We start from the raw sequence: 21,300 nt of genomic DNA, 5'->3' as shown, positions 1-21,300 counted from the left end.
TCAATCCAGCCCCTGTGAGTTACTGTATGGATGTGCAGTACATCCAGTGACAACAAAGATCAACCCTATTTTCGGAAAGAGCCTCGCAAATTTTGTCGTTGGTGACGGGAAAACATAAATTAATCTTGCCCCTTAAGAATAAGTTGCCTATTTTCGTAGTTAACGGATCCGTTAATGTGAATCATTCTTTTATGTTATGATTTTAAAAGGAATTTTATGAAAAGCCTCTCCTATAAGCGGATCTATAAATCACAAGAATACCTGGCAACGTTGGGCACAATTGAATACCGATCATTGTTTGGCAGTTACAGCCTGACCGTTGACGACACGGTGTTTGCGATGGTTTCTGATGGTGAGTTGTATCTTCGGGCTTGTGAGCAAAGTGCACAGTACTGTGTAAAACATCCGCCTGTCTGGCTGACATATAAAAAGTGTGGCCGATCCGTTACCCTCAATTACTATCGGGTTGATGAAAGTCTATGGCGAAATCAACTGAAGCTGGTGCGTCTGTCGAAATATTCTCTCGATGCAGCGCTGAAAGAGAAAAGCACGCGCAATACCCGGGAAAGACTGAAAGATTTGCCCAATATGTCTTTTCATCTGGAAGCGATTCTCGGGGAGGTGGGGATTAAGGATGTACGGGCGTTACGTATACTTGGGGCAAAAATGTGTTGGTTGCGACTGCGGCAGCAAAACAGTCTGGTGACAGAAAAGATTCTGTTTATGCTTGAAGGTGCCATTATCGGCATTCATGAAGCTGCGCTCCCGGTGGCACGCCGCCAGGAGCTTGCAGAATGGGCTGACTCTCTTACGCCGAAACAGGAGTTTCCTGCGGAGCTTGAGTAATCTGGCGTTGCAGACGACCAATCTCTGGCAGTAATGCAATCAATAACCCAACTTGTTGTACGACCAGAGGTTCTTTGCTATCTGCCCGTGGTTCAAGTTGCTGCATCCGCTGTTTCAGGCCAGCTAATGCCTGATTGACGCGTTCTTCATCAGCAGGTTGATGATGTAACGCGTCATCAACATAGCAAACTGCGTCATCAAGAAACGCCAGAATTTCAGGATTAGTTAACTGCTCCCGGTGAGCACCGAGGGCTGAGATATAGCTGGTAAACGTATGGTTAAGGCACAGCAAGCGAAACGCGGCTTCGCGAATTTGCGGGGTAACGTTCGGTTCGCTGGACATATTTGATACCACAGACGCCAGTTCAGCATCACGGTTGTGTGCATCGCGGCGGGCAATACGATACGCCAGACGGTTATCACGCCCCTGATGGTATTGCTCCAGTATGGCATCGAGATAGCGACAGTTGGCCTCTGTGGCGCGTTCGAGCATTCGCGGCAGATTGCGAAACTTCCAGTCGGGCCAGATGTAGCTCACTGCCGCCCACGCAATGGCACAACCAATCAGCGTATCGATTACGCGAGGTAACGCTACTTCAAAACCTTCACCCAGTAAGTTAAAACACAGTAGCACCAAAAGTGTGATGAACATCGTTGCATGAGCGTATTGCACGTTACGGAAGGCAAAAAAGAGCACGCCGGTAATAACCAGCAGCACCAGCTGCCCTTCCAGTGATGGCACAAACCACAGCACAGGAATGCCAATCGCGATACCTACCAGCGTACCAATAATCCTTAACTTCAGGCGGTGGCGCGTGGCGTTATAGTTTGGCTGGCAGACAAACAAACTTGTCAGCAAGATCCAATACCCGTGATGCATTCCGGTTATTTGAATGATGGCGTAGCCGAAGCACAACACCAGCGACATTCTTACCGCATGACGGAAGAGGGCGGATTCCGGCGTGAAGTGACGGCTAAGACGCAGCCAGATATCACTCAATCCGTGCGGGCTGTCATCAGCGAGCTCATTTTCGTCATTATTACGGGGTAGTGCCTGGGCCTGTTCTGATTCAATTGTTGCCAGTTGGGCATCAATGGCGCGTAAATTGTTCAGCAAAAATCCCAGTGTTTTGAGTAAATCGGCGGGTGCGCCGTTATCGCGTATCCGCTCCAGCGCAGCATCAATATGCGTAAAAGCGCGCTCAAAATGCGGATCATGTTGATAAGACTGACGCAACAAAATACAGCGTGACAGTTGCTGGCACGCCTGGCCCTGCATCGACATCAGCCGCTGAAAACGGAACAGCACGTCGCTGTGGCGAAAATGTTCACGCAATGTTTGATACTGAATATGAGAAGAGCTGGCACGCTCGTGAATATCCTGTGCGACAAAGTAATAATGCAGCGTGCGACGCGTTCCCCGTTGACCACGATCGCCACGTAAGCGGGTCAGCAGCGAGAGTTTCGTCTGATTCAATGTCGCCATCAGCTGACCGTTGGCGAGAGCCAAATCGTACAGCGGTGCCTGGCTTTCATCTTCAATATCAGGATCAAACATGCGCGACTTGAGCTCAAGATAACGCGCCAGTTGTTCATAGCAACGCGCCAGGTTGTCCTGCAGCGGGCGGACCGGGAACAGCAGATGACCAATAAGTGTCAGGACGTTGTACCAGACGGCACCGGCCAGCAGATACATCGGCTGCTGATACCAGTGCTCATACAGTGATGTTCCCAACATAGTGTAAATGGCGATCAGCAATGCACCGAAGGCAATTGTTGCATAGCGTTGACCCAGACCGCCGAGCAAAATGAAGCCGCTGGTAGAGAGCGTTAAGCCAATCGCAAATAGCCAGGGCCAGGGAAACAGCAATTCTACTGAGGCCGAGGCGATAAAAAAGCAGAACAGCGTAATGATGAGGTTACGCAAACGTCCCGCCAGTCGGTCATCGAGATCGGTCAGCGCCGCTGCCACCATCCCCAGCGTTAGCGGAATCGTCAGTTTTACATCACCCAGCCACCACGGAAACGCTGTGGTTCCACAAAGCGCAATAAAAATACGCGCGTAATACAGCCAGGCGCTGTTCCAAGTATAGCGTTTGAGCAAAGGACTTAGCATAAAGGCCATATTAGTGGATTATTCAAAACGACGACGTGCATTGGCTTCACGCGCAGCTTGCGCTGTTTCTACCGATACCACGCGACGACCAACCGGCCATAGTGCAATAGCGGCAATTTTAAAGTTCGCAATGCCGACAGGAATGCCAATGATTGAAATACATTGTGCGATGCCCGTTGCAATGTGCATCAGGCATAACCACCAGCCAAAGAAAATCAGCCAGAAAATATTCAATACCGTACCGCCAGTATTCAGCAACACATTTTTGCCAGCCGGGTTCAGTTCATCGACATGAATAGCTTCATTGCCATAAGGCACCAGAGACAGTTTAGTGATCTCCCAGCAGGATCGTGTCAGCGGTAAGGTAAAAATCAGCACAATACTGACCAGAGTCGCCAACAGCCAGCCCAGAGTGGTGGCAAATCCGCCAAGCACAAAGTTCAGAATGTTCAAAACGGTACGCATAAAACCTCGCTTTACTGTGGTTTTCAGTAATGGGCGGCAATTGTAACGTTTTTTTGGGCTGGAGCACGTTTTCTCTGACGGTTACACTGATAAGAAATAATTTCGTGTGGATCTACAGAGTCATGGAACTGAAAGCGACAACGCTTGGAAAACGTCTGGCACAGCACCCTTACGATCGGGCGGTGATCCTCAATGCCGGGATTAAAGTCTCCGGCGATCGCCACGAATACCTTATTCCTTTCAATCAATTACTGGCGATTCACTGTAAGCGCGGTCTGGTATGGGGCGAGCTGGAATTTGTACTGCCGGACGAAAAAGTGGTGCGTCTGCACGGCACAGAATGGGGCGAGACGCAGCGTTTTTACCATCATCTTGATGCTCACTGGCGGCGGTGGAGTGGCGAGATGAGCGAAATTGCGTCTGGTGTTTTACGCCAGCAACTGGATTTGATTGCCACGCGCACTGGAGAAAATAAATGGCTGACGCGTGAGCAAACCTCTGACGTTCAGCAACAAATCCGCCAGGCTTTGTCGGCGTTGCCGTTGCCGGTTAACCGACTGGAAGAATTCGATAACTGCCGTGAGGCGTGGCGTAAATGTCAGGCTTGGTTGAAAGATATTGAAAGCGCTCGGTTGCAGCATAACCAGGCGTATACCGAAGCCATGCTTACCGAGTATGCGGATTTTTTCCGCCAGGTCGAGTCTTCACCGCTGAATCCGGCGCAGGCCCGGGCAGTCGTTAATGGCGAGCATTCTCTGTTAGTGCTGGCCGGTGCAGGAAGCGGAAAAACGTCGGTGCTGGTGGCCCGTGCAGGCTGGTTGCTGGCGCGTGGTGAAGCGTCCCCTGAGCAAATTTTATTGCTGGCGTTTGGTCGCAAAGCCGCTGAAGAGATGGACGAGCGGATTCGCGAACGGCTACATACCGAAGACATTACCGCACGCACGTTTCATGCGCTGGCGCTGCATATTATTCAGCAGGGCAGCAAAAAAGTTCCGATAGTCAGCAAACTGGAAAATGATACCGCTGCCCGTCATGAACTCTTTATTGCTGAGTGGCGCAAGCAATGCAGCGAAAAGAAAGCGCAGGCGAAGGGCTGGCGGCAATGGCTGACGGAAGAAATGCAGTGGTCAGTGCCAGAAGGTAACTTCTGGGATGATGAAAAATTACAGCGTCGCCTTGCCTCTCGCCTCGATCGCTGGGTAAGTCTGATGCGGATGCACGGTGGTGCACAGGCAGAAATGATTGCCAGTGCACCCGAAGAGATTCGCGATCTGTTCAGTAAACGTATCAAGTTGATGGCCCCGTTATTAAAAGCCTGGAAAGGTGCGCTGAAGGCAGAAAACGCTGTCGATTTTTCGGGCCTTATTCATCAGGCGATTGTGATTCTGGAGAAAGGCCGCTTTATCAGCCCGTGGAAGCATATTCTGGTTGATGAATTTCAGGATATCTCGCCGCAGCGCGCAGCGTTGTTAGCGGCATTACGCAAGCAAAACAGTCAGACGACGTTGTTCGCCGTTGGTGATGACTGGCAGGCGATTTACCGATTCAGCGGTGCGCAAATGTCGCTCACCACCGCTTTCCATGAAAACTTTGGTGAAGGCGATCGCTGTGATTTAGACACGACTTACCGTTTTAACAGTCGTATCGGTGAGGTGGCAAACCGGTTTATTCAGCAGAACCCAGGCCAGCTGAAAAAGCCGCTAAACAGCTTAACCAATGGAGACAAAAAAGCTGTCACGTTATTGGATGAGAGTCAACTTGACGCTTTGCTGGATAAGCTCTCTGGTTATGCCAAACCGGAAGAGCGCATTCTGATCCTGGCGCGTTACCATCACATGAGGCCTGCCAGCCTGGAAAAAGCGGCAACACGCTGGCCGAAGTTGCAAATCGACTTTATGACCATTCATGCCAGCAAAGGGCAACAGGCGGATTACGTCATCATCGTTGGCTTGCAGGAGGGGAGTGATGGTTTTCCGGCTGCGGCGCGGGAGTCGATTATGGAAGAGGCGCTACTGCCACCGGTTGAGGATTTCCCGGACGCTGAAGAACGGCGTTTAATGTACGTGGCGCTGACCCGGGCACGCCATCGGGTATGGGCACTGTTTAACAAAGAGAATCCCTCTCCCTTTGTGGAAATACTGAAAAATCTGGATGTGCCGGTGGCGAGAAAACCGTAAGAAACAGGTGGCGTTTGCCACCTGTGCAATATTACTTCAGACGGTCAGCGAGATAACGCTGATAATCGGGGATAAGAATATCGACCGCGTCGTTGAAATGCGGCGACTGGATAATGAAGTCTGCCGTTGCCACGTTGGTGGCGACCGGAATGTTCCATACCGTCGCCAGACGCAGCAAGGCTTTCACGTCAGGATCGTGCGGCACGGCATTTAGTGGATCCCAGAAGAAAATCAATACATCAATTTTCCCTTCTGAGATCAATGCGCCAACCTGCTGGTCACCCCCCATTGGGCCACTCAACATCGCGTTGACGTTCATGCCGGTCGCGCGGGAAATCAAGTTACCGGTAGTGCCTGTTGCATACAGTACGTGTTGTTCCAGTAACGGTTGATGCCGTTCCACCCAGCTCATCAGCATTTGTTTGCAGTGATCGTGTGCCACCAGCGCAATATGTTTCCGCGCAGGTAAAGTGCGAGTCGTCAGTTCCATAATGTACATCCGTAGTTAACTTTCCTACAGATTACTGTAAGCACTTATCGCTGCAAGATAAAGACCGAAAAAGCCTGCGCACAGGCACAAAAATCTCAGGAAGATGGTTGTTTTTCCGCCCATTGCAGGAAAGTATTTCGCGTTTGTGGGTCAGCCAGTTTAAACCAATACTTCAGCCGTTGTTCTGTGAGCACCTGAGACTGCGGTGGAATAGCATCCAGCTCGGAAACACCCGAAAGCAGCGTACTGTCATCTGCCATCATCGTGGCAAATTGCGGTAGTGAAGCGCGTTTCGCGGATTTGTTATAGCGTTCAACCTCGACCTCATAATCAATCGTTTTTGCCGTTGAGGTAATGGCGAGAATATCCAGCTTTACCGGAATCGGCGTCGCATCGCCATCCAACAATTCAAGGCGCGGCGCGGCATCAAAATGGTTAGCTTCCCGCTCATTCTCCAGGCGAGGCAGGCGAAAATTGACCTGGTTGATGAGCTGGGTATTAAAACTGACCACCAGCGGTGGGGAGATATACAGCCGTTCTTCACTATTGGAAAGATGAATCGTCTTCTCAACGCGAAACACTAACTGATGCGGTCCATTGTCCAGTTCAATGCTGTCCGCACCGCGCAGCAGAGAGCTGGAAACCTTTTTGCCGTCGAGTACCAGAAGATCGACATCGGTTGAAAGCCGCAGCGTGGTGGCAAAAACGGATACCGGCAAACATAATGCAATCAAGGTGGTCACGATGCCGGTTTTCATAGGTAGCTCCTGTCAAAAGACCGCCCGAATAATAATGTGTCAAAATTTTTCTTTAATCATACTTACTAACATATAGACATATTTCCCGCTTTTGCTCTCATTCATTCGTATTAGCTGCATGGTTGGCATGTCGGCTTTGTCGTACACTTTGTTAAACAGTCTGGAGGAAATAATGAAAGAAACCGATATTGCAGGCATTTTAACGTCCACTCACACCATTGCGCTGGTGGGGGCAAGCGACAAACCCGATCGCCCCAGCTATCGCGTGATGAAATATCTACTCGACCAGGGGTATCACGTCATTCCGGTTTCGCCAAAAGTTGCCGGCAAAACGCTGCTGGGCCAGCAGGGGTATGGCACGCTGGCAGACGTTCCGGAAAAGGTCGATATGGTCGATGTTTTCCGTAATTCAGAAGCGGCGTGGGGCGTGGCACAGGAAGCTATTGCCATTGGCGCGAAAACCCTCTGGATGCAACTGGGGGTGATTAATGAGCAAGCGGCAGTACTGGCACGGGATGCCGGGTTAAATGTGGTGATGGATCGCTGCCCGGCTATTGAGATCCCTCGCCTGGGTCTGGCCAAATAAAAAATCCCCGGAAGGCAAAAACCTTCCGGGGATTTGTTCAGGGATTAGTTACGCAGACGCGGGGCCTGGAGTTGTTTGCGGATGGTCTGCGCCAGCTCATCCATGGATGGCTGTTCAGGATGTTCATCCTGCAATTCGCTACTTAGCTGGGCTTCAGCCAGGTAGGTATGAACCGGTAGGCCGTTATCGTCCTCCATCACCACGTGATACCACGGAGCGGCGCGAAGCTCGTCATTCACCGCCAGCTCATCAGGCGACGGTTCAGAGAGCGAATAAACCGGGTCGATATCCACGACCACTCCGAGATAACCTAACAGGGAATGGCGGACCTGCTGGCCGATACCGAATTTGCTGGCAATCATAGTCACCTCCCGGGAAATCTTTACCTTTGATATAAGGGTAAAATTCCACATTTCAAGTTACATGACGCGACAGGCAAACCCTTTCAGATATAGCCCTTCCGGGTAGGTAGCGATCACCGGATGATCGGCTGCCTGACGGAACTGCTCTATAAATTGTACATCACGACCGGCATCAATTGCGGCATCCGCGATGATTTTCTGAAATAAATCGCTGGTCATCAGACCGGAACAGGAGAAAGTCAGGAGAATACCGCCTTCATTCAGCAACTGAATCGCCAGCATGTTGATGTCTTTATAACCACGACACGCGCCCATCAACTGGCTTTTATTCTCAACAAACTTCGGCGGGTCCATCACGATAACGTCAAATTTTTCACCGCGATCGCGATAAGTACGCAGCAATTTAAAGACATCATCACGGACAAACTCAGCCTTGCTCAGATCCAGTTTGTTCAGCTCAACGTTCTGCCGTGCAATATCCAGCGCTTCCTGGGAGGTATCAACGCTGACAACCTGGCTGCAACCGCCCATCAGTGCCGATACGGCGAAACCACCGGTATAGGAGAAACAGTTCAGCACACGTTTATTTTCAACGTAGCGGCGGGTAGCCAGGCGGCTGTCTCGCTGGTCCAGATAGTAGCCCGTTTTGTGTCCGTGCTGAATATCCACCAGCAGCTTCATGCCGTGTTCTTCAATCGGCAGCAGGGCAGGCGGCAACTCGCCGGTGACGAGGCCCTGGGTCAGCTCCATCCCTTCTTTTTTACGTACCGCAACATCGCTGCGATCGTAAATCGCACATTCCGGGTACAGCGTTTGCAGGGCACTAATTAATGCCGCGCGCTGATATTCTGCGCCAGCACTCAGCAGTTGCAGCACCAGAAAATTACCGAAACGATCGATAGTAATACCCGGCAGGCCATCAGATTCTCCGGCGATTAAACGATAGCTGTCGAGGCCATCTTTTTGCGCCAGCCAGTCACGCCATTTTTGTGCTTGTTGCAAACGGCGGGAAAAAAAAGCAATGTCGATAGACTCAGACGGGTCAAACGTCCAGACGCGCGCCCGGATTTGCGAAGCTGGCGAATAAGCGCCGCGTGCTAACCATTTTCCCTGATGATCAACAATATCGATGGTTTCACCGAGGCTGGCTTTACCTTCCATGCGGGCAACGGCCCCGGAAAAGACCCACGGATGGCGACGAAGTAATGATTTTTCGCGCCCTTTGGCTAACACTAAACGTACACTCATAATTTACTTTTCTGTCGATGCAAAGAAATGGGCGTCATTGTCCGGAGTTTTCCATGGATTTGCAACGCGTCCATTAAGGATAAGGAGAGCAGCAATGTCGAAAGTCTGCATAATTGCCTGGATTTACGGGCGAGTTCAGGGCGTAGGATTTCGCTACACCACACAGTACGAAGCGAAAAGACTGGGCTTAACCGGGTACGCCAAAAATCTTGACGATGGCAGCGTGGAAGTGGTTGCCTGCGGTGAAGAAGGGCAGGTAGAAAAATTAATGCAGTGGTTAAAGAGTGGCGGCCCGCGTTCTGCGCGTGTAGAACGGGTGCTCAGCGAGCCGCATCATCCCTCGGGGGAATTAACCGATTTTCGTATCCGTTAAATACATTTTACCGGTTTTGGCAGGCCAGCAATTTTGGTGGCTTGCTTAGCCGGGCCTTTCGGGAACAGTCGGTATAAATAGCGGCTGTTACCTTTTTCTTCACCAAATTTATTCGCCATCGCTTTTACCAGCATACGAATCGCCGGAGACGTATTAAATTCCAGGTAGAAGTCACGTACAAAACGCACCACTTCCCAGTGTTCTGGCGACAGCGAAATCCCTTCGTTCTCTGCAATCACCACTGCCAGCGGTTCACTCCACTGGCTGCTTTCTTTGAGATAGCCTTCGGTATCCGTTTCTATCTCTTTACCTTCGAAGATCAGCATAATTATTACTACCTTAATCAGACTGGCGGCAGTGTAACAAAAAACAAAGCCCCGCATAAAGCGAGGCTATGAAAGTGTTAGCGGGTGAGATTAATCGCGGCTGGCGAAGCCCAGAATGCTCAGCAGGCTGACGAAGATGTTGTACAGCGAAACATACAGGCTAACCGTGGCACGAATATAGTTCGTTTCACCGCCATGAATGATGTTGCTGGTTTCAAACAAGATAGCGCCAGAGGAGATCAGAATGAAGACCGCGCTGATCGCCAGATGCAGAGCAGGCAGTTGCAGGAAGATATTAGCAACCATACCAATCAGTACCACCACAATACCCGCCATCAGCATACCGCCGAGGAACGACATATCTTTGCGGGTGGTCAGCACATATGCAGAGCAGCAGAAGAACACTAACGCCGTTCCGCCCAGTGCCATAGCGATTACGTCACCCATTCCGGCAGACAGATAGGTGTTCAGAATTGGTCCGAGGATATAACCCAGAAAACCGGTAAAGGCGAATGCGGAGATAATCCCGGTCGGCTTATTCGCCGTTTTATAGGTCAGGAACATCAAACCATACATACCCACCAGCGTCAGAATCAGACCCGGAGATGGCAGCATCAGCACCGTACTGGCAGTTGCGGTAATCGCCGAAAAGGCCAGCGTCAGGCTCAGCAGAAAATAGGTATTACGCAGCACCTTATGGGTGCTAAGCAGTGATGTACGGTCATGTGAAGAACTAACAATACGATCCATTGAGTCACTCTCTATGACAGATGTAATTAATTAAGCAGCATAATGATAATGCGTAAGGGCACCCAGAAGTTTTACCCATCTTTACGCATTTGATCTGGAACAGGTTTAACAGCGGATTATCAGGTCATTAAGCAAATATAACGCCCTGAGAATTCCGACAGGCAAAAGAAAAAGGGGTTAGCATTTAGCTAACCCCTTATCTTATTTGGCGGAAGCGCAGAGATTCGAACTCTGGAACCCTTTCGGGTCGCCGGTTTTCAAGACCGGTGCCTTCAACCGCTCGGCCACACTTCCGGAATGACGCGCACTATAAACATCCCGATGCGGCGTGTAAACCCCTAATTTGTTTGTTTGCCTGAAAAACAGCCAAAAGTGCATTGATAGCGTGAAATAACAGCAGATTGATCATTTCATCACCATGAATTCCTTCTCTTTTACTCGTTTAGCAACCGGCTAAACATCCCCATCGCCCGGCTAAAGAAAAATAGGTCCATTTTTATCGCTAAAAGATAAATCCACACAGTTTGTGTTGTTTTGTGCAAAAGTTTCACTACGCTTTATTAACAATACTTTCTGGCGACGTGTGCCAGTGCAGAAGGATGAGCTTTCGTTTTCAGCATCTCACGTGAAGCGATGGTTTGCCTTGCTACAGGGACGTCGCTTGCCGACCATAAGCGCCCGGTGTCCTGCCGGTGTTGCTAGGAGAAGAGACGTGCGATATGAATAACGAGGAAACATTTTACCAGGCCATGCGGCGTCAGGGCGTTACCCGGCGCAGCTTTCTCAAATATTGTAGTCTGGCTGCCACGTCGCTGGGATTAGGCGCGGGAATGGCACCAAAGATTGCCTGGGCGCTGGAGAACAAACCGCGCATTCCGGTGGTATGGATCCACGGTCTGGAATGTACCTGCTGTACCGAATCTTTTATCCGCTCCGCTCACCCACTGACGAAGGACGTCATCCTTTCCCTGATTTCCCTCTATTACGACGATACCCTGATGGCTGCCGCCGGAACCCAGGCGGAAGAAGTCTTTGAAGACATCATCACGCAATATAATGGCAAATATATCCTCGCAGTAGAAGGTAATCCGCCGCTGGGCGAGCAGGGGATGTTCTGTATCAGCAGCGGTCGACCGTTTATTGAGAAACTCAAACGTGCCGCTGCCGGAGCCAGCGCGATTATCGCCTGGGGAACCTGCGCGTCCTGGGGCTGCGTGCAGGCCGCGCGACCTAATCCGACACAGGCAACGCCTATCGACAAAGTCATCACCGACAAACCCATTATCAAAGTACCTAGCTGCCCGCCGATCCCGGATGTGATGAGCGCCATCATTACTTACATGGTGACCTTTGATCGCTTGCCAGATGTCGACAGAATGGGTCGTCCACTGATGTTTTATGGTCAGCGTATCCACGATAAATGCTATCGCCGCGCTCACTTCGACGCCGGAGAGTTCGTCCAGAGTTGGGATGATGACGCTGCCCGCAAAGGTTATTGCCTGTACAAAATGGGCTGCAAAGGGCCTACCACCTATAACGCCTGTTCCTCCACACGCTGGAATGATGGCGTTTCTTTCCCAATCCAGTCTGGTCACGGCTGCCTGGGCTGTGCGGAAAATGGTTTCTGGGATCGCGGTTCGTTCTACAGCCGCGTGGTCGATATTCCGCAAATGGGTACTCATTCCACCGCCGATACCGTCGGTTTAACCGCGCTTGGCGTGGTGGCAGCAGCTGTTGGTGTGCACGCAGTTGCCAGCGCCGTTGACCAACGCAGACGTCATAACCAGCAACCTACAGAAACCGAACATCAGCCAGGCAATGAGGATAAACAGGCATGAGCACTCAGTACGAAACTCAGGGATACACCATCAATAATGCCGGACGCCGCCTGGTGGTCGACCCGATTACGCGCATCGAAGGCCACATGCGCTGCGAAGTGAATATTAACGATCAGAATGTGATCACCAATGCCGTCTCCTGCGGCACCATGTTTCGCGGGCTGGAGATCATCCTGCAAGGGCGCGACCCGCGCGATGCGTGGGCGTTCGTTGAACGTATCTGCGGCGTCTGTACTGGCGTACACGCCCTGGCTTCGGTTTACGCCATCGAAGATGCCATCGGTATTAAAGTGCCGGACAACGCCAATATCATCCGCAACATTATGCTGACAACGCTCTGGTGCCACGATCATCTGGTGCACTTCTATCAGCTTGCCGGGATGGACTGGATCGACGTGTTAGATGCGCTGAAAGCCGACCCGCGAAAAACCTCCGAACTGGCGCAAAGTCTCTCCTCTTGGCCGAAATCATCCCCTAGCTATTTCTTCGACGTACAAAATCGCCTGAAGAAATTCGTTGAAGGCGGGCAGTTGGGGATCTTCCGCAATGGCTACTGGGGGCACCCGCAGTACAAATTGCCGCTAGAAGCCAACCTGATGGGCTTTGCCCACTATCTCGAAGCTCTCGATTTCCAACGTGAAATTGTCAAAATTCACGCGGTCTTTGGCGGTAAAAACCCGCATCCAAACTGGATTGTCGGCGGGATGCCTTGCGCCATTAACATTGACGAAAGCGGCGCGGTCGGGGCGGTCAATATGGAACGCCTGAACCTGGTGCAGTCGATTATCACCCGCACGGCAGACTTCATTAACAACGTGATGATCCCCGACGCCTTAGCCATCGGTCAGTTCAACAAACCGTGGAGCGAAATCGGCACGGGTCTTTCTGATAAATGTGTCCTCAGCTACGGCGCATTCCCGGATATTGCCAACGACTTTGGTGAGAAAAGTCTGCTGATGCCTGGCGGCGCGGTGATTAACGGCGACTTCAACAATGTGCTGCCAGTGGATTTGGTTGATCCGCAGCAGGTGCAGGAGTTTGTCGATCACGCCTGGTATCGTTATCCCAACGATCAGGTCGGGCGTCATCCATTCGATGGCATTACCGACCCGTGGTACAACCCCGGCGATGTCAAAGGCAGCGATACCAACATTCAGCAGCTGAATGAACAGGAACGCTACTCGTGGATCAAAGCGCCACGCTGGCGCGGTAACGCGATGGAAGTGGGGCCGCTGGCACGCACGTTAATCGCTTATCACAAAGGCGATGCTGCGACCGTTGAGTCGGTCGATCGCATGATGTCGGCGTTGAACCTGCCGCTTTCCGGTATCCAGTCAACGTTGGGCCGCAGGTAAGTTGCAGTATTTCTTCGACAAGCTGATGACCAACCTGAAAAATGGCAATCTCGCCACTGCTTCCACTGAAAAATGGGAACCTGCAACCTGGCCGACAGAGTGCCGTGGCGTCGGCTTTACCGAAGCGCCGCGCGGAGCGTTAGGCCACTGGGCCGCCATTCGCGATGGCAAGATTGATCTCTACCAGTGCGTGGTGCCGACCACCTGGAACGCCAGCCCGCGCGATCCCAAAGGGCAGATTGGCGCTTATGAAGCGGCGCTGATGAACACCAAAATGGCGATCCCCGAGCAACCGCTGGAGATCCTGCGTACTCTGCACAGCTTTGATCCGTGCCTCGCCTGTTCAACTCATGTGCTGGGCGACGACGGTAGCGAGCTGATCTCCGTGCAGGTGCGTTAACAGCGAAGGAGAATCATCATGCAACAGAAAAGCGACAACATTGTCAGCCACTATGTCTTTGAAGCACCAGTTCGTATCTGGCACTGGCTGACGGTGTTATGCATGGCGGTGTTGATGGTCACCGGTTACTTTATCGGCAAGCCGCTACCTTCCGTCAGTGGCGAGGCGACGTATCTGTTCTATATGGGTTACATCAGGTTAATTCACTTCAGCGCCGGGATGATTTTTACCGTGGTCTTGCTGATGCGGATCTACTGGGCTTTTGTTGGCAATCGTTACTCCCGCGAGCTGTTTATCGTGCCGGTATGGCGTAAAAGCTGGTGGCAGGGCGTGTGGTATGAAATCCGCTGGTATCTGTTTCTGGCAAAACGTCCGAGTGCCGATATAGGCCATAACCCCATCGCCCAGGCGGCGATGTTCGGCTATTTCCTGATGTCGGTCTTTATGATCATCACCGGTTTTGCGCTGTACAGCGAACACAGCCAGTACGCTATTTTTGCGCCGTTCCGTTATGTGGTGGAATTTTTCTACTGGACGGGTGGCAACTCAATGGACATTCACAGCTGGCATCGGCTGGGGATGTGGCTGATTGGGGCGTTTGTGATCGGTCATGTCTACATGGCGCTGCGTGAAGACATCATGTCCGACGACACGGTGATCTCCACCATGGTCAACGGCTACCGTAGCCACAAATTTGGCAAAATAAGTAACAAGGAGCGTTCATGAGCGAGCAACGCGTGGTGGTCATGGGGCTGGGCAACCTGCTGTGGGCCGATGAAGGCTTCGGCGTGCGGGTGGCGGAACGGCTGTATGCCCATTACCACTGGCCCGAGTATGTGGAGATTGTCGATGGCGGTACTCAGGGACTGAACTTGCTGGGGTATGTCGAAAGCGCCAGCCATCTGTTGATTCTCGATGCCATTGACTACGGGCTGGAACCTGGAAGGCTGCGAACCTATGCCGGAGAACGCATTCCGGCCTATCTCAGCGCGAAGAAAATGAGCCTGCATCAGAACAGTTTCTCCGAAGTGCTGGCGCTGGCAGATATCCGCGGACATCTGCCAGCACATATTGCCCTCGTCGGGCTGCAACCCGCGATGCTCGACGACTACGGCGGCAGCCTGAGCGAACTGGCACGGGAGCAACTGCCCGCTGCGGAACAATCGGCGCTGGCGCAGTTGGCTGCGTGGGGAAGTGTGCCGCAACCGGCTAATGAATCGCGTTGTCTCAATTATGACTGTCTGTCGATGGAAAATTACGAAGGCGTTCGCTTGCGCCAGTACCGGATGACACAGGAGGAGCAGGGATGAGCAACGACACGCCATTTGATGCGTTGTGGCAACGAATGCTGGCGCGCGGCTGGACGCCGGTCAGTGAATCCCGTCTTGACGACTGGCTTACGCAAGCGCCAGACGGCGTGGTGTTATTAAGCAGTGACCCGAAACGCACGCCAGAGGTCAGCGATAATCCGGTAATGATTGGCGAATTACTGCACGAGTTTCCCGACTATACATGGCAGGTGGCGATTGCTGACCTTGAGCAGAGCGAAGCCATCGGCGATCGCTTTGGCGCCTTTCGCTTTCCTGCCACTTTAGTGTTTACCGGCGGAAACTATCGCGGCGTGCTGAATGGTATTCACCCGTGGGCGGAACTGATAAACCTGATGCGCGGGCTTGTCGAACCGCAGCAGGAGCGTGCCTCATGAGCGAAACTTTTTTCCATCTGCTGGGGCCAGGAACGCAACCGAACGATGACAGTTTCAGCATGAATCCACTGCCGATCACCTGTCAGGTGAATGATGAACCGAGTATGGCGGCCTTGGAGCAATGTGCTCACAGCCCGCAGGTGATTGCGCTGTTAAACGAGTTACAACATCAACTAAGCGAACGCCAGCCGCCGTTGGGCGAGGTGCTGGCAGTCGATCTGTTAAATCTCAACGCCGACGATCGTCACTTTATCAATACGCTTCTCGGGGAAGGGGAAGTGTCAGTGCGCATTCAGCAGGCTGACGACAGTAAAAGTGAAATACAGGAGGCGATCTTCTGCGGATTATGGCGGGTGCGCAGACGTCGCGGCGAAAAGTTGCTGGAGGACAAACTGGAGGCTGGCTGCGCGCCGCTGGCGTTGTGGCAGGCGGCAACGCAAAATCTCTTGCCGACAGATTCGCTGTTACCGCCGCCCATTGATGGCCTGATGAATGGCCTACCGTTGGCGCATGAGTTACTGGCACATGTACGTAACCCCGACGCGCAGCCGCACAGCATTAATCTGACGCAATTACCCATCAGCGAGGCTGATCGGCTTTTTCTCTCACGTCTCTGTGGGCCGGGAAATATTCAGATTCGTACCATTGGCTATGGCGAGAGCTATATCAACTCCACGGGGTTACGCCATGTCTGGCATTTACGCTGTACGGACACCTTAAAAGGCCCGTTACTGGAAAGTTATGAAATCTGCCCAATACCGGAAGTGGTGCTGGCAGCGCCAGAAGATTTGGTCGACTCTGCGCAGCGGCTTAGCGAGGTATGTCAGTGGCTGGCGGAAGCTGCACCGACGTAAAAAGACGGTAAGTATCGCTTTCAGTCTTATGAATATCGCAATCGGCGAATACCTCTGGTCGTAGAGTTTCAGGATAAAGAGGGAGATCTAACATTATCGGGTTATTTTTCTCTCTTCGCCTACAGGAGTGCGCATGTGGGATGTCATTGATTTATCGCGCTGGCAGTTTGCTCTGACCGCGCTGTATCACTTTTTATTTGTACCCCTTACCCTGGGGCTGATTTTTTTGCTGGCTATCATGGAAACCATTTACGTGGTCACCGGCAAAACAATCTACCGCGATATGACGCGCTTCTGGGGTAAGCTCTTCGGTATCAATTTTGCTCTTGGCGTGGCTACCGGCCTGACCATGGAGTTTCAGTTTGGTACTAACTGGTCATTCTATTCCAACTATGTGGGCGATATTTTTGGCGCACCACTGGCGATGGAAGCATTAATGGCCTTCTTCCTCGAATCCACCTTTGTCGGGCTGTTCTTCTTCGGCTGGCAACGGCTGAATAAATACCAGCACCTGCTGGTGACGTGGCTGGTGGCGTTCGGTTCAAATCTCTCTGCATTGTGGATATTGAATGCCAACGGTTGGATGCAATACCCGACCGGTGCGCATTTTGATATCGACACCCTGCGTATGGAGATGACCAGCTTCAGCGAGCTGGTCTTTAACCCGGTCAGCCAGGTGAAATTTGTGCACACCGTCATGGCGGGCTACGTGACCGGGGCCATGTTTATTATGGCGATCAGCGCCTGGTATTTACTGCGCGGACGGGAGCGCGATGTCGCATTACGCTCGTTTGCCATCGGTTCCGTCTTCGGTACTCTGGCGATTATCGGTACCCTGCAACTCGGAGACAGTTCTGCGTATGAAGTCGCGCAAGTACAACCGGTAAAACTGGCGGCGATGGAAGGGGAGTGGCAAACGGAACCTGCTCCTGCACCGTTCCATGTGGTTGCCTGGCCGGAACAGGATCAAGAGCGTAACGCCTTTGCCATCAAAATTCCCGCGCTGCTAGGGATCCTCGCCACTCACTCATTAGATAAACCCGTGCCGGGTCTGAAGAATTTGATGGCTGAAACCTACCCACGCTTGCAACGCGGACGTATGGCCTGGCTGTTAATGCAGGAAATATCTCAAGGCAATCGTGAGCCGCATGTGTTGCAGGCATTCCGGGAGCTGGAAGGCGACCTTGGTTACGGCATGTTGCTCTCCCGCTATGCGCCGGATATGAATCATGTCACAGCCGCACAGTACCAGGCGGCGATGCGTGGCGCGATACCTCAGGTTGCGCCGGTATTCTGGAGTTTCCGCATCATGGTGGGCTGTGGTTCCCTGCTGCTACTGGTGATGCTGATTGCGCTTGTCCAGACGCTGCGTGGCAAAATCGACCAGCATCGCTGGGTGCTGAAAATGGCGCTCTGGAGTTTGCCGTTGCCGTGGATTGCGATTGAAGCCGGGTGGTTTATGACCGAGTTTGGTCGTCAGCCGTGGGCGATACAGGACATCTTACCGACATACTCCGCGCACTCCGCTTTAACCACAGGACAACTGGCTTTCTCACTGATCATGATCGTAGGTCTTTACACCCTGTTCTTAATCGCCGAAGTCTACCTGATGCAGAAATATGCCCGTCTGGGGCCGAGCGCGATGCAGAGTGAACAACCGACGCAGCAACAGGGGTAAAGGAGAAAATCATGTTTGATTATGAAACATTGCGCTTCATCTGGTGGCTGCTGATTGGCGTGATCCTGGTGGTCTTTATGATCTCCGACGGATTTGACATGGGGATCGGCTGTTTGCTGCCGCTGGTGGCGCGTAATGATGATGAACGCCGGATAGTGATTAATAGCGTTGGTGCGCACTGGGAAGGCAATCAGGTCTGGTTGATCCTCGCAGGTGGGGCATTATTTGCCGCCTGGCCCAGAGTGTATGCAGCGGCGTTTTCCGGCTTTTATGTGGCGATGATCCTGGTGCTGTGCTCGCTGTTCTTCCGTCCGCTGGCCTTTGATTATCGCGGAAAAATTGCCGATGCACGCTGGCGTAAAATGTGGGATGCCGGTCTGGTCATCGGCAGTCTGGTGCCGCCGGTAGTCTTCGGTATCGCCTTCGGCAACTTGTTGCTCGGCGTGCCGTTTGCCTTCACACCGCAATTACGCGTGGAGTATCTCGGCAGCTTCTGGCAACTGCTGACGCCATTCCCTTTATTGTGTGGTTTGCTCAGCCTTGGGATGGTGATTTTGCAAGGTGGCGTCTGGTTACAACTGAAAACTGTTGGTGTGATTCATCTGCGTTCACAGCTGGCGACTAAACGCGCTGCACTGTTGGTGATGCTGTGCTTTTTGCTGGCAGGTTACTGGCTGTGGGTCGGTATTGATGGCTTTGTACTGCTCGCCCAGGATGCTAACGGTCCTTCCAATCCGTTAATGAAACTGGTGGCAGTGCTACCTGGTGCCTGGATGAATAATTTCGTCGAATCGCCCGTTTTGTGGATCTTCCCGCTGCTGGGGTTCTTCTGCCCATTGCTGACGGTGATGGCGATTTATCGTGGTCGCCCGGGTTGGGGATTTTTGATGGCATCATTGATGCAATTTGGCGTGATTTTCACGGCAGGCATCACGCTGTTCCCCTTTGTCATGCCGTCAAGTGTGAGTCCAATCTCCAGCCTGACGTTGTGGGACAGCACTTCCAGTCAGCTGACGCTGAGCATTATGTTGGTAATCGTGCTGATATTTTTGCCCATTGTGTTGCTCTACACTCTCTGGAGCTACTACAAAATGTGGGGACGCATGACAACAGAAACTCTCCGCCGTAACGAAAACGAGTTGTACTAAGGAGCAGGAACATGTGGTATTTACTTTGGTTCGTCGGCATTTTGTTGATGTGTTCGCTCTCCACCCTTGTGTTGGTATGGCTGGACCTGCGTCTGAAAAGTTAACGAACGTAGGCCTGATGCGGCGCATTAGCATCGCATCAGGCAATCAATAATGTTAGATATGAAAAGCGGAAACATATCGATGAAAGCGATCTTAATCCCATTTTTATCTCTTCTGATTCCGTTAACCCCGCAATCTGCATTCGCTCAGAGTGAGCCGGAGCTGAAGCTGGAAAGTATGGTGATTGTCAGTCGTCATGGTGTGCGTGCTCCAACCAAGGCCACGCAACTGATGCAGGATGTCACCCCAGACGCATGGCCAACTTGGCCGGTAAAACTGGGTTGGCTGACACCGCGCGGTGGTGAGCTAATCGCCTATCTCGGACATTACCAACGCCAGCGTCTGGTAGCCGACGGATTGCTGGCGAAAAAGGGCTGCCCGCAGTCTGCTCAGGTCGCGATTATTGCTGATGTCGACGAGCGTACCCGTAAAACAGGCGAAGCCTTCGCCGCCGGGCTGGCACCTGACTGTGCAATAACCGTACATACCCAGGCAGATACGTCCAGTCCCGATCCGTTATTTAATCCTCTAAAAACTGGCGTTTGCCAACTGGATAACGCGAACGTGACTGACGCGATCCTTTGCAGGGCAGGAGGGTCAATTGCTGACTTTACCGGGCATCGGCAAACGGCGTTTCGCGAACTGGAACGGGTGCTTAATTTCCCGCAATCAAACTTGTGCCTTAACCGTGAGAAACAGGACGAAAGCTGTTCATTAACGCAGGCATTACCATCGGAACTCAAGGTGAGCGCCGACAATGTCTCATTAACCGGTGCGGTAAGCCTCGCATCAATGCTGACGGAGATATTTCTCCTGCAACAGGCACAAGGAATGCCGGAGCCGGGGTGGGGAAGGATCACCGATTCACACCAGTGGAACACCTTGCTAAGTTTGCATAACGCGCAATTTTATTTACTACAACGCACGCCGGAGGTTGCCCGCAGTCGCGCCACCCCGTTATTGGATTTGATCATGGCAGCGTTGACGCCCCATCCACCGCAAAAACAGGCGTATGGTGTGACATTACCCACTTCAGTGCTGTTTATTGCCGGACACGATACTAATCTGGCAAATCTCGGCGGCGCACTGGAGCTCAACTGGACGCTTCCAGGTCAGCCGGATAACACGCCGCCAGGTGGTGAACTGGTGTTTGAACGCTGGCGTCGGCTAAGCGATAACAGCCAGTGGATTCAGGTTTCGCTGGTCTTCCAGACTTTACAGCAGATGCGTGATAAAACGCCGCTGTCATTAAATACGCCGCCCGGAGAGGTGAAACTGACCCTGGCAGGATGTGAAGAGCGAAATGCGCAGGGCATGTGTTCGTTGGCAGGTTTTACGCAAATCGTGAATGAAGCACGCATACCGGCGTGCAGTTTGTAATGCATAAAAAAGAGCATTCAGTTACCTGAATGCTCTGAGGCTGATGACAAACGAAGAACTGTCTAATGCGTAGACCGGAAAAGGCGTTCACGCCGCATCCGGTCACTTTCAGTTTTACTCTTTCTCGGAGTAACTATAACCGTAATAGTTATAGCCGTAACTGTAAGCGGTGCTGGCGCGTTTAATCACACCATTGAGGATTGCGCCTTTAATATTAACGCCAGCCTGTTCCAGACGCTGCATTGACAAGCTCACCTCTTTGGCGGTGTTCAAGCCAAAACGCGCAACCAGCAGGCTGGTGCCGACAGAGCGTCCCACGACCGCAGCATCGCTCACCGCCAGC

At 52.2% G+C, this 21,300-nt stretch carries 21 protein-coding genes, 1 tRNA gene and 2 pseudogenes; 14 read left to right on the top strand and 10 right to left on the bottom strand.

Going from position 1 to position 21,300, the window contains the following annotated elements:
• Positions 1 to 216: 216 nt before the first annotated feature.
• The gene (gene sxy / locus ACUU1I_RS05750) at positions 217 to 846 is read left to right on the top strand and encodes a CRP-S regulon transcriptional coactivator Sxy (protein ID WP_000839153.1); all 630 of its coding nucleotides are present in this window, start codon (positions 217 to 219) and stop codon (positions 844 to 846) included.
• Here the strand turns inward: sxy and yccS are convergent.
• Positions 809 to 2,971 carry a YccS family putative transporter gene (gene yccS / locus ACUU1I_RS05745; protein WP_000875052.1) on the bottom strand — a complete coding sequence of 721 codons (2,163 nt, stop codon included), beginning with the start codon at positions 2,969 to 2,971 and terminating at the stop codon, positions 809 to 811. The two genes, sxy and yccS, sit on opposite strands and share 38 nt — an antisense overlap.
• 9 nt (positions 2,972 to 2,980) lie before the next feature.
• A complete protein-coding gene (locus ACUU1I_RS05740; RefSeq protein ID WP_001261235.1) occupies positions 2,981 to 3,427 on the bottom strand; it encodes a YccF domain-containing protein in 447 nt (148 codons plus the stop codon).
• A 122-nt stretch (positions 3,428 to 3,549) separates the two neighbouring features.
• On the opposite strand from ACUU1I_RS05740, the gene helD reads away from it, so the two are divergent.
• The gene (helD, locus tag ACUU1I_RS05735; RefSeq protein ID WP_005069564.1) at positions 3,550 to 5,604 is read left to right on the top strand and encodes a DNA helicase IV; all 2,055 of its coding nucleotides are present in this window, start codon (positions 3,550 to 3,552) and stop codon (positions 5,602 to 5,604) included.
• 31 nt (positions 5,605 to 5,635) lie between these two features.
• Here helD and mgsA read toward each other — a convergent pair whose 3' ends face one another.
• Positions 5,636 to 6,094: a methylglyoxal synthase gene (gene mgsA / locus ACUU1I_RS05730; RefSeq protein WP_000424181.1), complete on the bottom strand. Its 459-nt coding sequence runs from the start codon at positions 6,092 to 6,094 to the stop codon at positions 5,636 to 5,638.
• Between the two features lie 95 nt (positions 6,095 to 6,189).
• Entirely contained in the window at positions 6,190 to 6,852 is a 663-nt protein-coding gene (locus tag ACUU1I_RS05725) for a DUF2057 family protein (RefSeq protein ID WP_000847791.1), read from the bottom strand.
• Positions 6,853 to 7,024: 172 nt separating this feature from the next.
• On the opposite strand from ACUU1I_RS05725, the gene ACUU1I_RS05720 reads away from it, so the two are divergent.
• Positions 7,025 to 7,438, top strand: a complete 414-nt coding sequence (locus tag ACUU1I_RS05720) for a CoA-binding protein (protein ID WP_000665217.1) — start codon at positions 7,025 to 7,027, stop codon at positions 7,436 to 7,438.
• 44 nt (positions 7,439 to 7,482) lie between these two features.
• On the opposite strand, the gene hspQ is transcribed toward ACUU1I_RS05720, so the two are convergent.
• Both hspQ and rlmI read right to left on the bottom strand, forming a co-directional pair.
• Positions 7,483 to 7,800, bottom strand: a complete 318-nt coding sequence (gene hspQ / locus ACUU1I_RS05715; protein ID WP_001295356.1) for a heat shock protein HspQ — start codon at positions 7,798 to 7,800, stop codon at positions 7,483 to 7,485.
• Positions 7,801 to 7,857: 57 nt separating this feature from the next.
• Positions 7,858 to 9,048: a 23S rRNA (cytosine(1962)-C(5))-methyltransferase RlmI gene (gene rlmI / locus ACUU1I_RS05710; RefSeq protein ID WP_000116288.1), complete on the bottom strand. Its 1,191-nt coding sequence runs from the start codon at positions 9,046 to 9,048 to the stop codon at positions 7,858 to 7,860.
• A 94-nt stretch (positions 9,049 to 9,142) separates the two neighbouring features.
• On the opposite strand from rlmI, the gene yccX reads away from it, so the two are divergent.
• Positions 9,143 to 9,421: an acylphosphatase gene (gene yccX, locus ACUU1I_RS05705; RefSeq protein ID WP_000048219.1), complete on the top strand. Its 279-nt coding sequence runs from the start codon at positions 9,143 to 9,145 to the stop codon at positions 9,419 to 9,421.
• Here the strand turns inward: yccX and tusE are convergent.
• The 3 genes from tusE to ACUU1I_RS05690 all read right to left on the bottom strand — a co-directional run bounded on the left by tusE (position 9,418) and on the right by ACUU1I_RS05690 (position 10,791).
• Positions 9,418 to 9,747 (bottom strand): sulfurtransferase TusE, encoded by a 330-nt coding sequence (gene tusE, locus ACUU1I_RS05700; RefSeq protein WP_000904442.1) that lies wholly within the window; start codon positions 9,745 to 9,747, stop codon positions 9,418 to 9,420. The two genes, yccX and tusE, sit on opposite strands and share 4 nt — an antisense overlap.
• A 90-nt stretch (positions 9,748 to 9,837) precedes the next feature.
• A complete protein-coding gene (gene yccA, locus ACUU1I_RS05695; protein ID WP_000375136.1) occupies positions 9,838 to 10,497 on the bottom strand; it encodes an FtsH protease modulator YccA in 660 nt (219 codons plus the stop codon).
• A gap of 206 nt (positions 10,498 to 10,703) precedes the next feature.
• Positions 10,704 to 10,791, bottom strand: a tRNA-Ser gene (locus tag ACUU1I_RS05690).
• 425 nt (positions 10,792 to 11,216) lie between these two features.
• Here ACUU1I_RS05690 and hyaA point away from each other — a divergent pair.
• The 10 genes and pseudogenes from hyaA to appA all read left to right on the top strand — a co-directional run bounded on the left by hyaA (position 11,217) and on the right by appA (position 20,957).
• A complete protein-coding gene (gene hyaA / locus ACUU1I_RS05685) occupies positions 11,217 to 12,335 on the top strand; it encodes a hydrogenase 1 small subunit (protein WP_001058326.1) in 1,119 nt (372 codons plus the stop codon).
• Positions 12,332 to 14,090 (top strand): annotated as a pseudogene (gene hyaB / locus ACUU1I_RS05680) (Ni/Fe-hydrogenase large subunit). Before hyaA ends, hyaB begins: the two are co-directional and overlap by 4 nt.
• 18 nt (positions 14,091 to 14,108) lie before the next feature.
• Entirely contained in the window at positions 14,109 to 14,816 is a 708-nt protein-coding gene (hyaC, locus tag ACUU1I_RS05675; RefSeq protein WP_001186405.1) for a Ni/Fe-hydrogenase b-type cytochrome subunit, read from the top strand.
• Complete coding sequence (gene hyaD / locus ACUU1I_RS05670) at positions 14,813 to 15,400, top strand: hydrogenase 1 maturation protease (protein ID WP_000003657.1); 588 nt, start codon at positions 14,813 to 14,815, stop codon at positions 15,398 to 15,400. The genes hyaC and hyaD overlap by 4 nt, the downstream gene beginning before the upstream one ends.
• Positions 15,397 to 15,795, top strand: a complete 399-nt coding sequence (hyaE, locus tag ACUU1I_RS05665; RefSeq protein WP_000063973.1) for a hydrogenase-1 operon protein HyaE — start codon at positions 15,397 to 15,399, stop codon at positions 15,793 to 15,795. The genes hyaD and hyaE overlap by 4 nt, the downstream gene beginning before the upstream one ends.
• On the top strand, positions 15,792 to 16,649 hold the full coding sequence (locus ACUU1I_RS05660; RefSeq protein ID WP_000004911.1) for a hydrogenase expression/formation protein: 858 nt from the start codon (positions 15,792 to 15,794) through the stop codon (positions 16,647 to 16,649). The genes hyaE and ACUU1I_RS05660 overlap by 4 nt, the downstream gene beginning before the upstream one ends.
• A 133-nt stretch (positions 16,650 to 16,782) precedes the next feature.
• A complete protein-coding gene (gene appC / locus ACUU1I_RS05655; RefSeq protein ID WP_000263563.1) occupies positions 16,783 to 18,327 on the top strand; it encodes a cytochrome bd-II oxidase subunit 1 in 1,545 nt (514 codons plus the stop codon).
• Positions 18,328 to 18,338: 11 nt separating this feature from the next.
• Positions 18,339 to 19,475 (top strand): cytochrome d ubiquinol oxidase subunit II, encoded by a 1,137-nt coding sequence (gene appB, locus ACUU1I_RS05650; protein ID WP_000460803.1) that lies wholly within the window; start codon positions 18,339 to 18,341, stop codon positions 19,473 to 19,475.
• Positions 19,476 to 19,486: 11 nt separating this feature from the next.
• Positions 19,487 to 19,579, top strand: a complete 93-nt coding sequence (gene cbdX, locus ACUU1I_RS05645) for a cytochrome bd-II oxidase subunit CbdX (RefSeq protein WP_000270304.1) — start codon at positions 19,487 to 19,489, stop codon at positions 19,577 to 19,579.
• A 79-nt stretch (positions 19,580 to 19,658) separates the two neighbouring features.
• On the top strand, positions 19,659 to 20,957 hold the full coding sequence (appA, locus tag ACUU1I_RS05640) for a bifunctional acid phosphatase/4-phytase (protein ID WP_005061766.1): 1,299 nt from the start codon (positions 19,659 to 19,661) through the stop codon (positions 20,955 to 20,957).
• Positions 20,958 to 21,071: 114 nt separating this feature from the next.
• Here the strand turns inward: appA and ACUU1I_RS05635 are convergent.
• A pseudogene (locus tag ACUU1I_RS05635) lies at positions 21,072 to 21,300 on the bottom strand (protein-tyrosine kinase); the annotation flags it as partial.

It is taken from the genome of Shigella sp. SIG3 (assembly GCF_053555855.1).
This window is presented reverse-complemented; position numbering and strand designations above follow the sequence as displayed.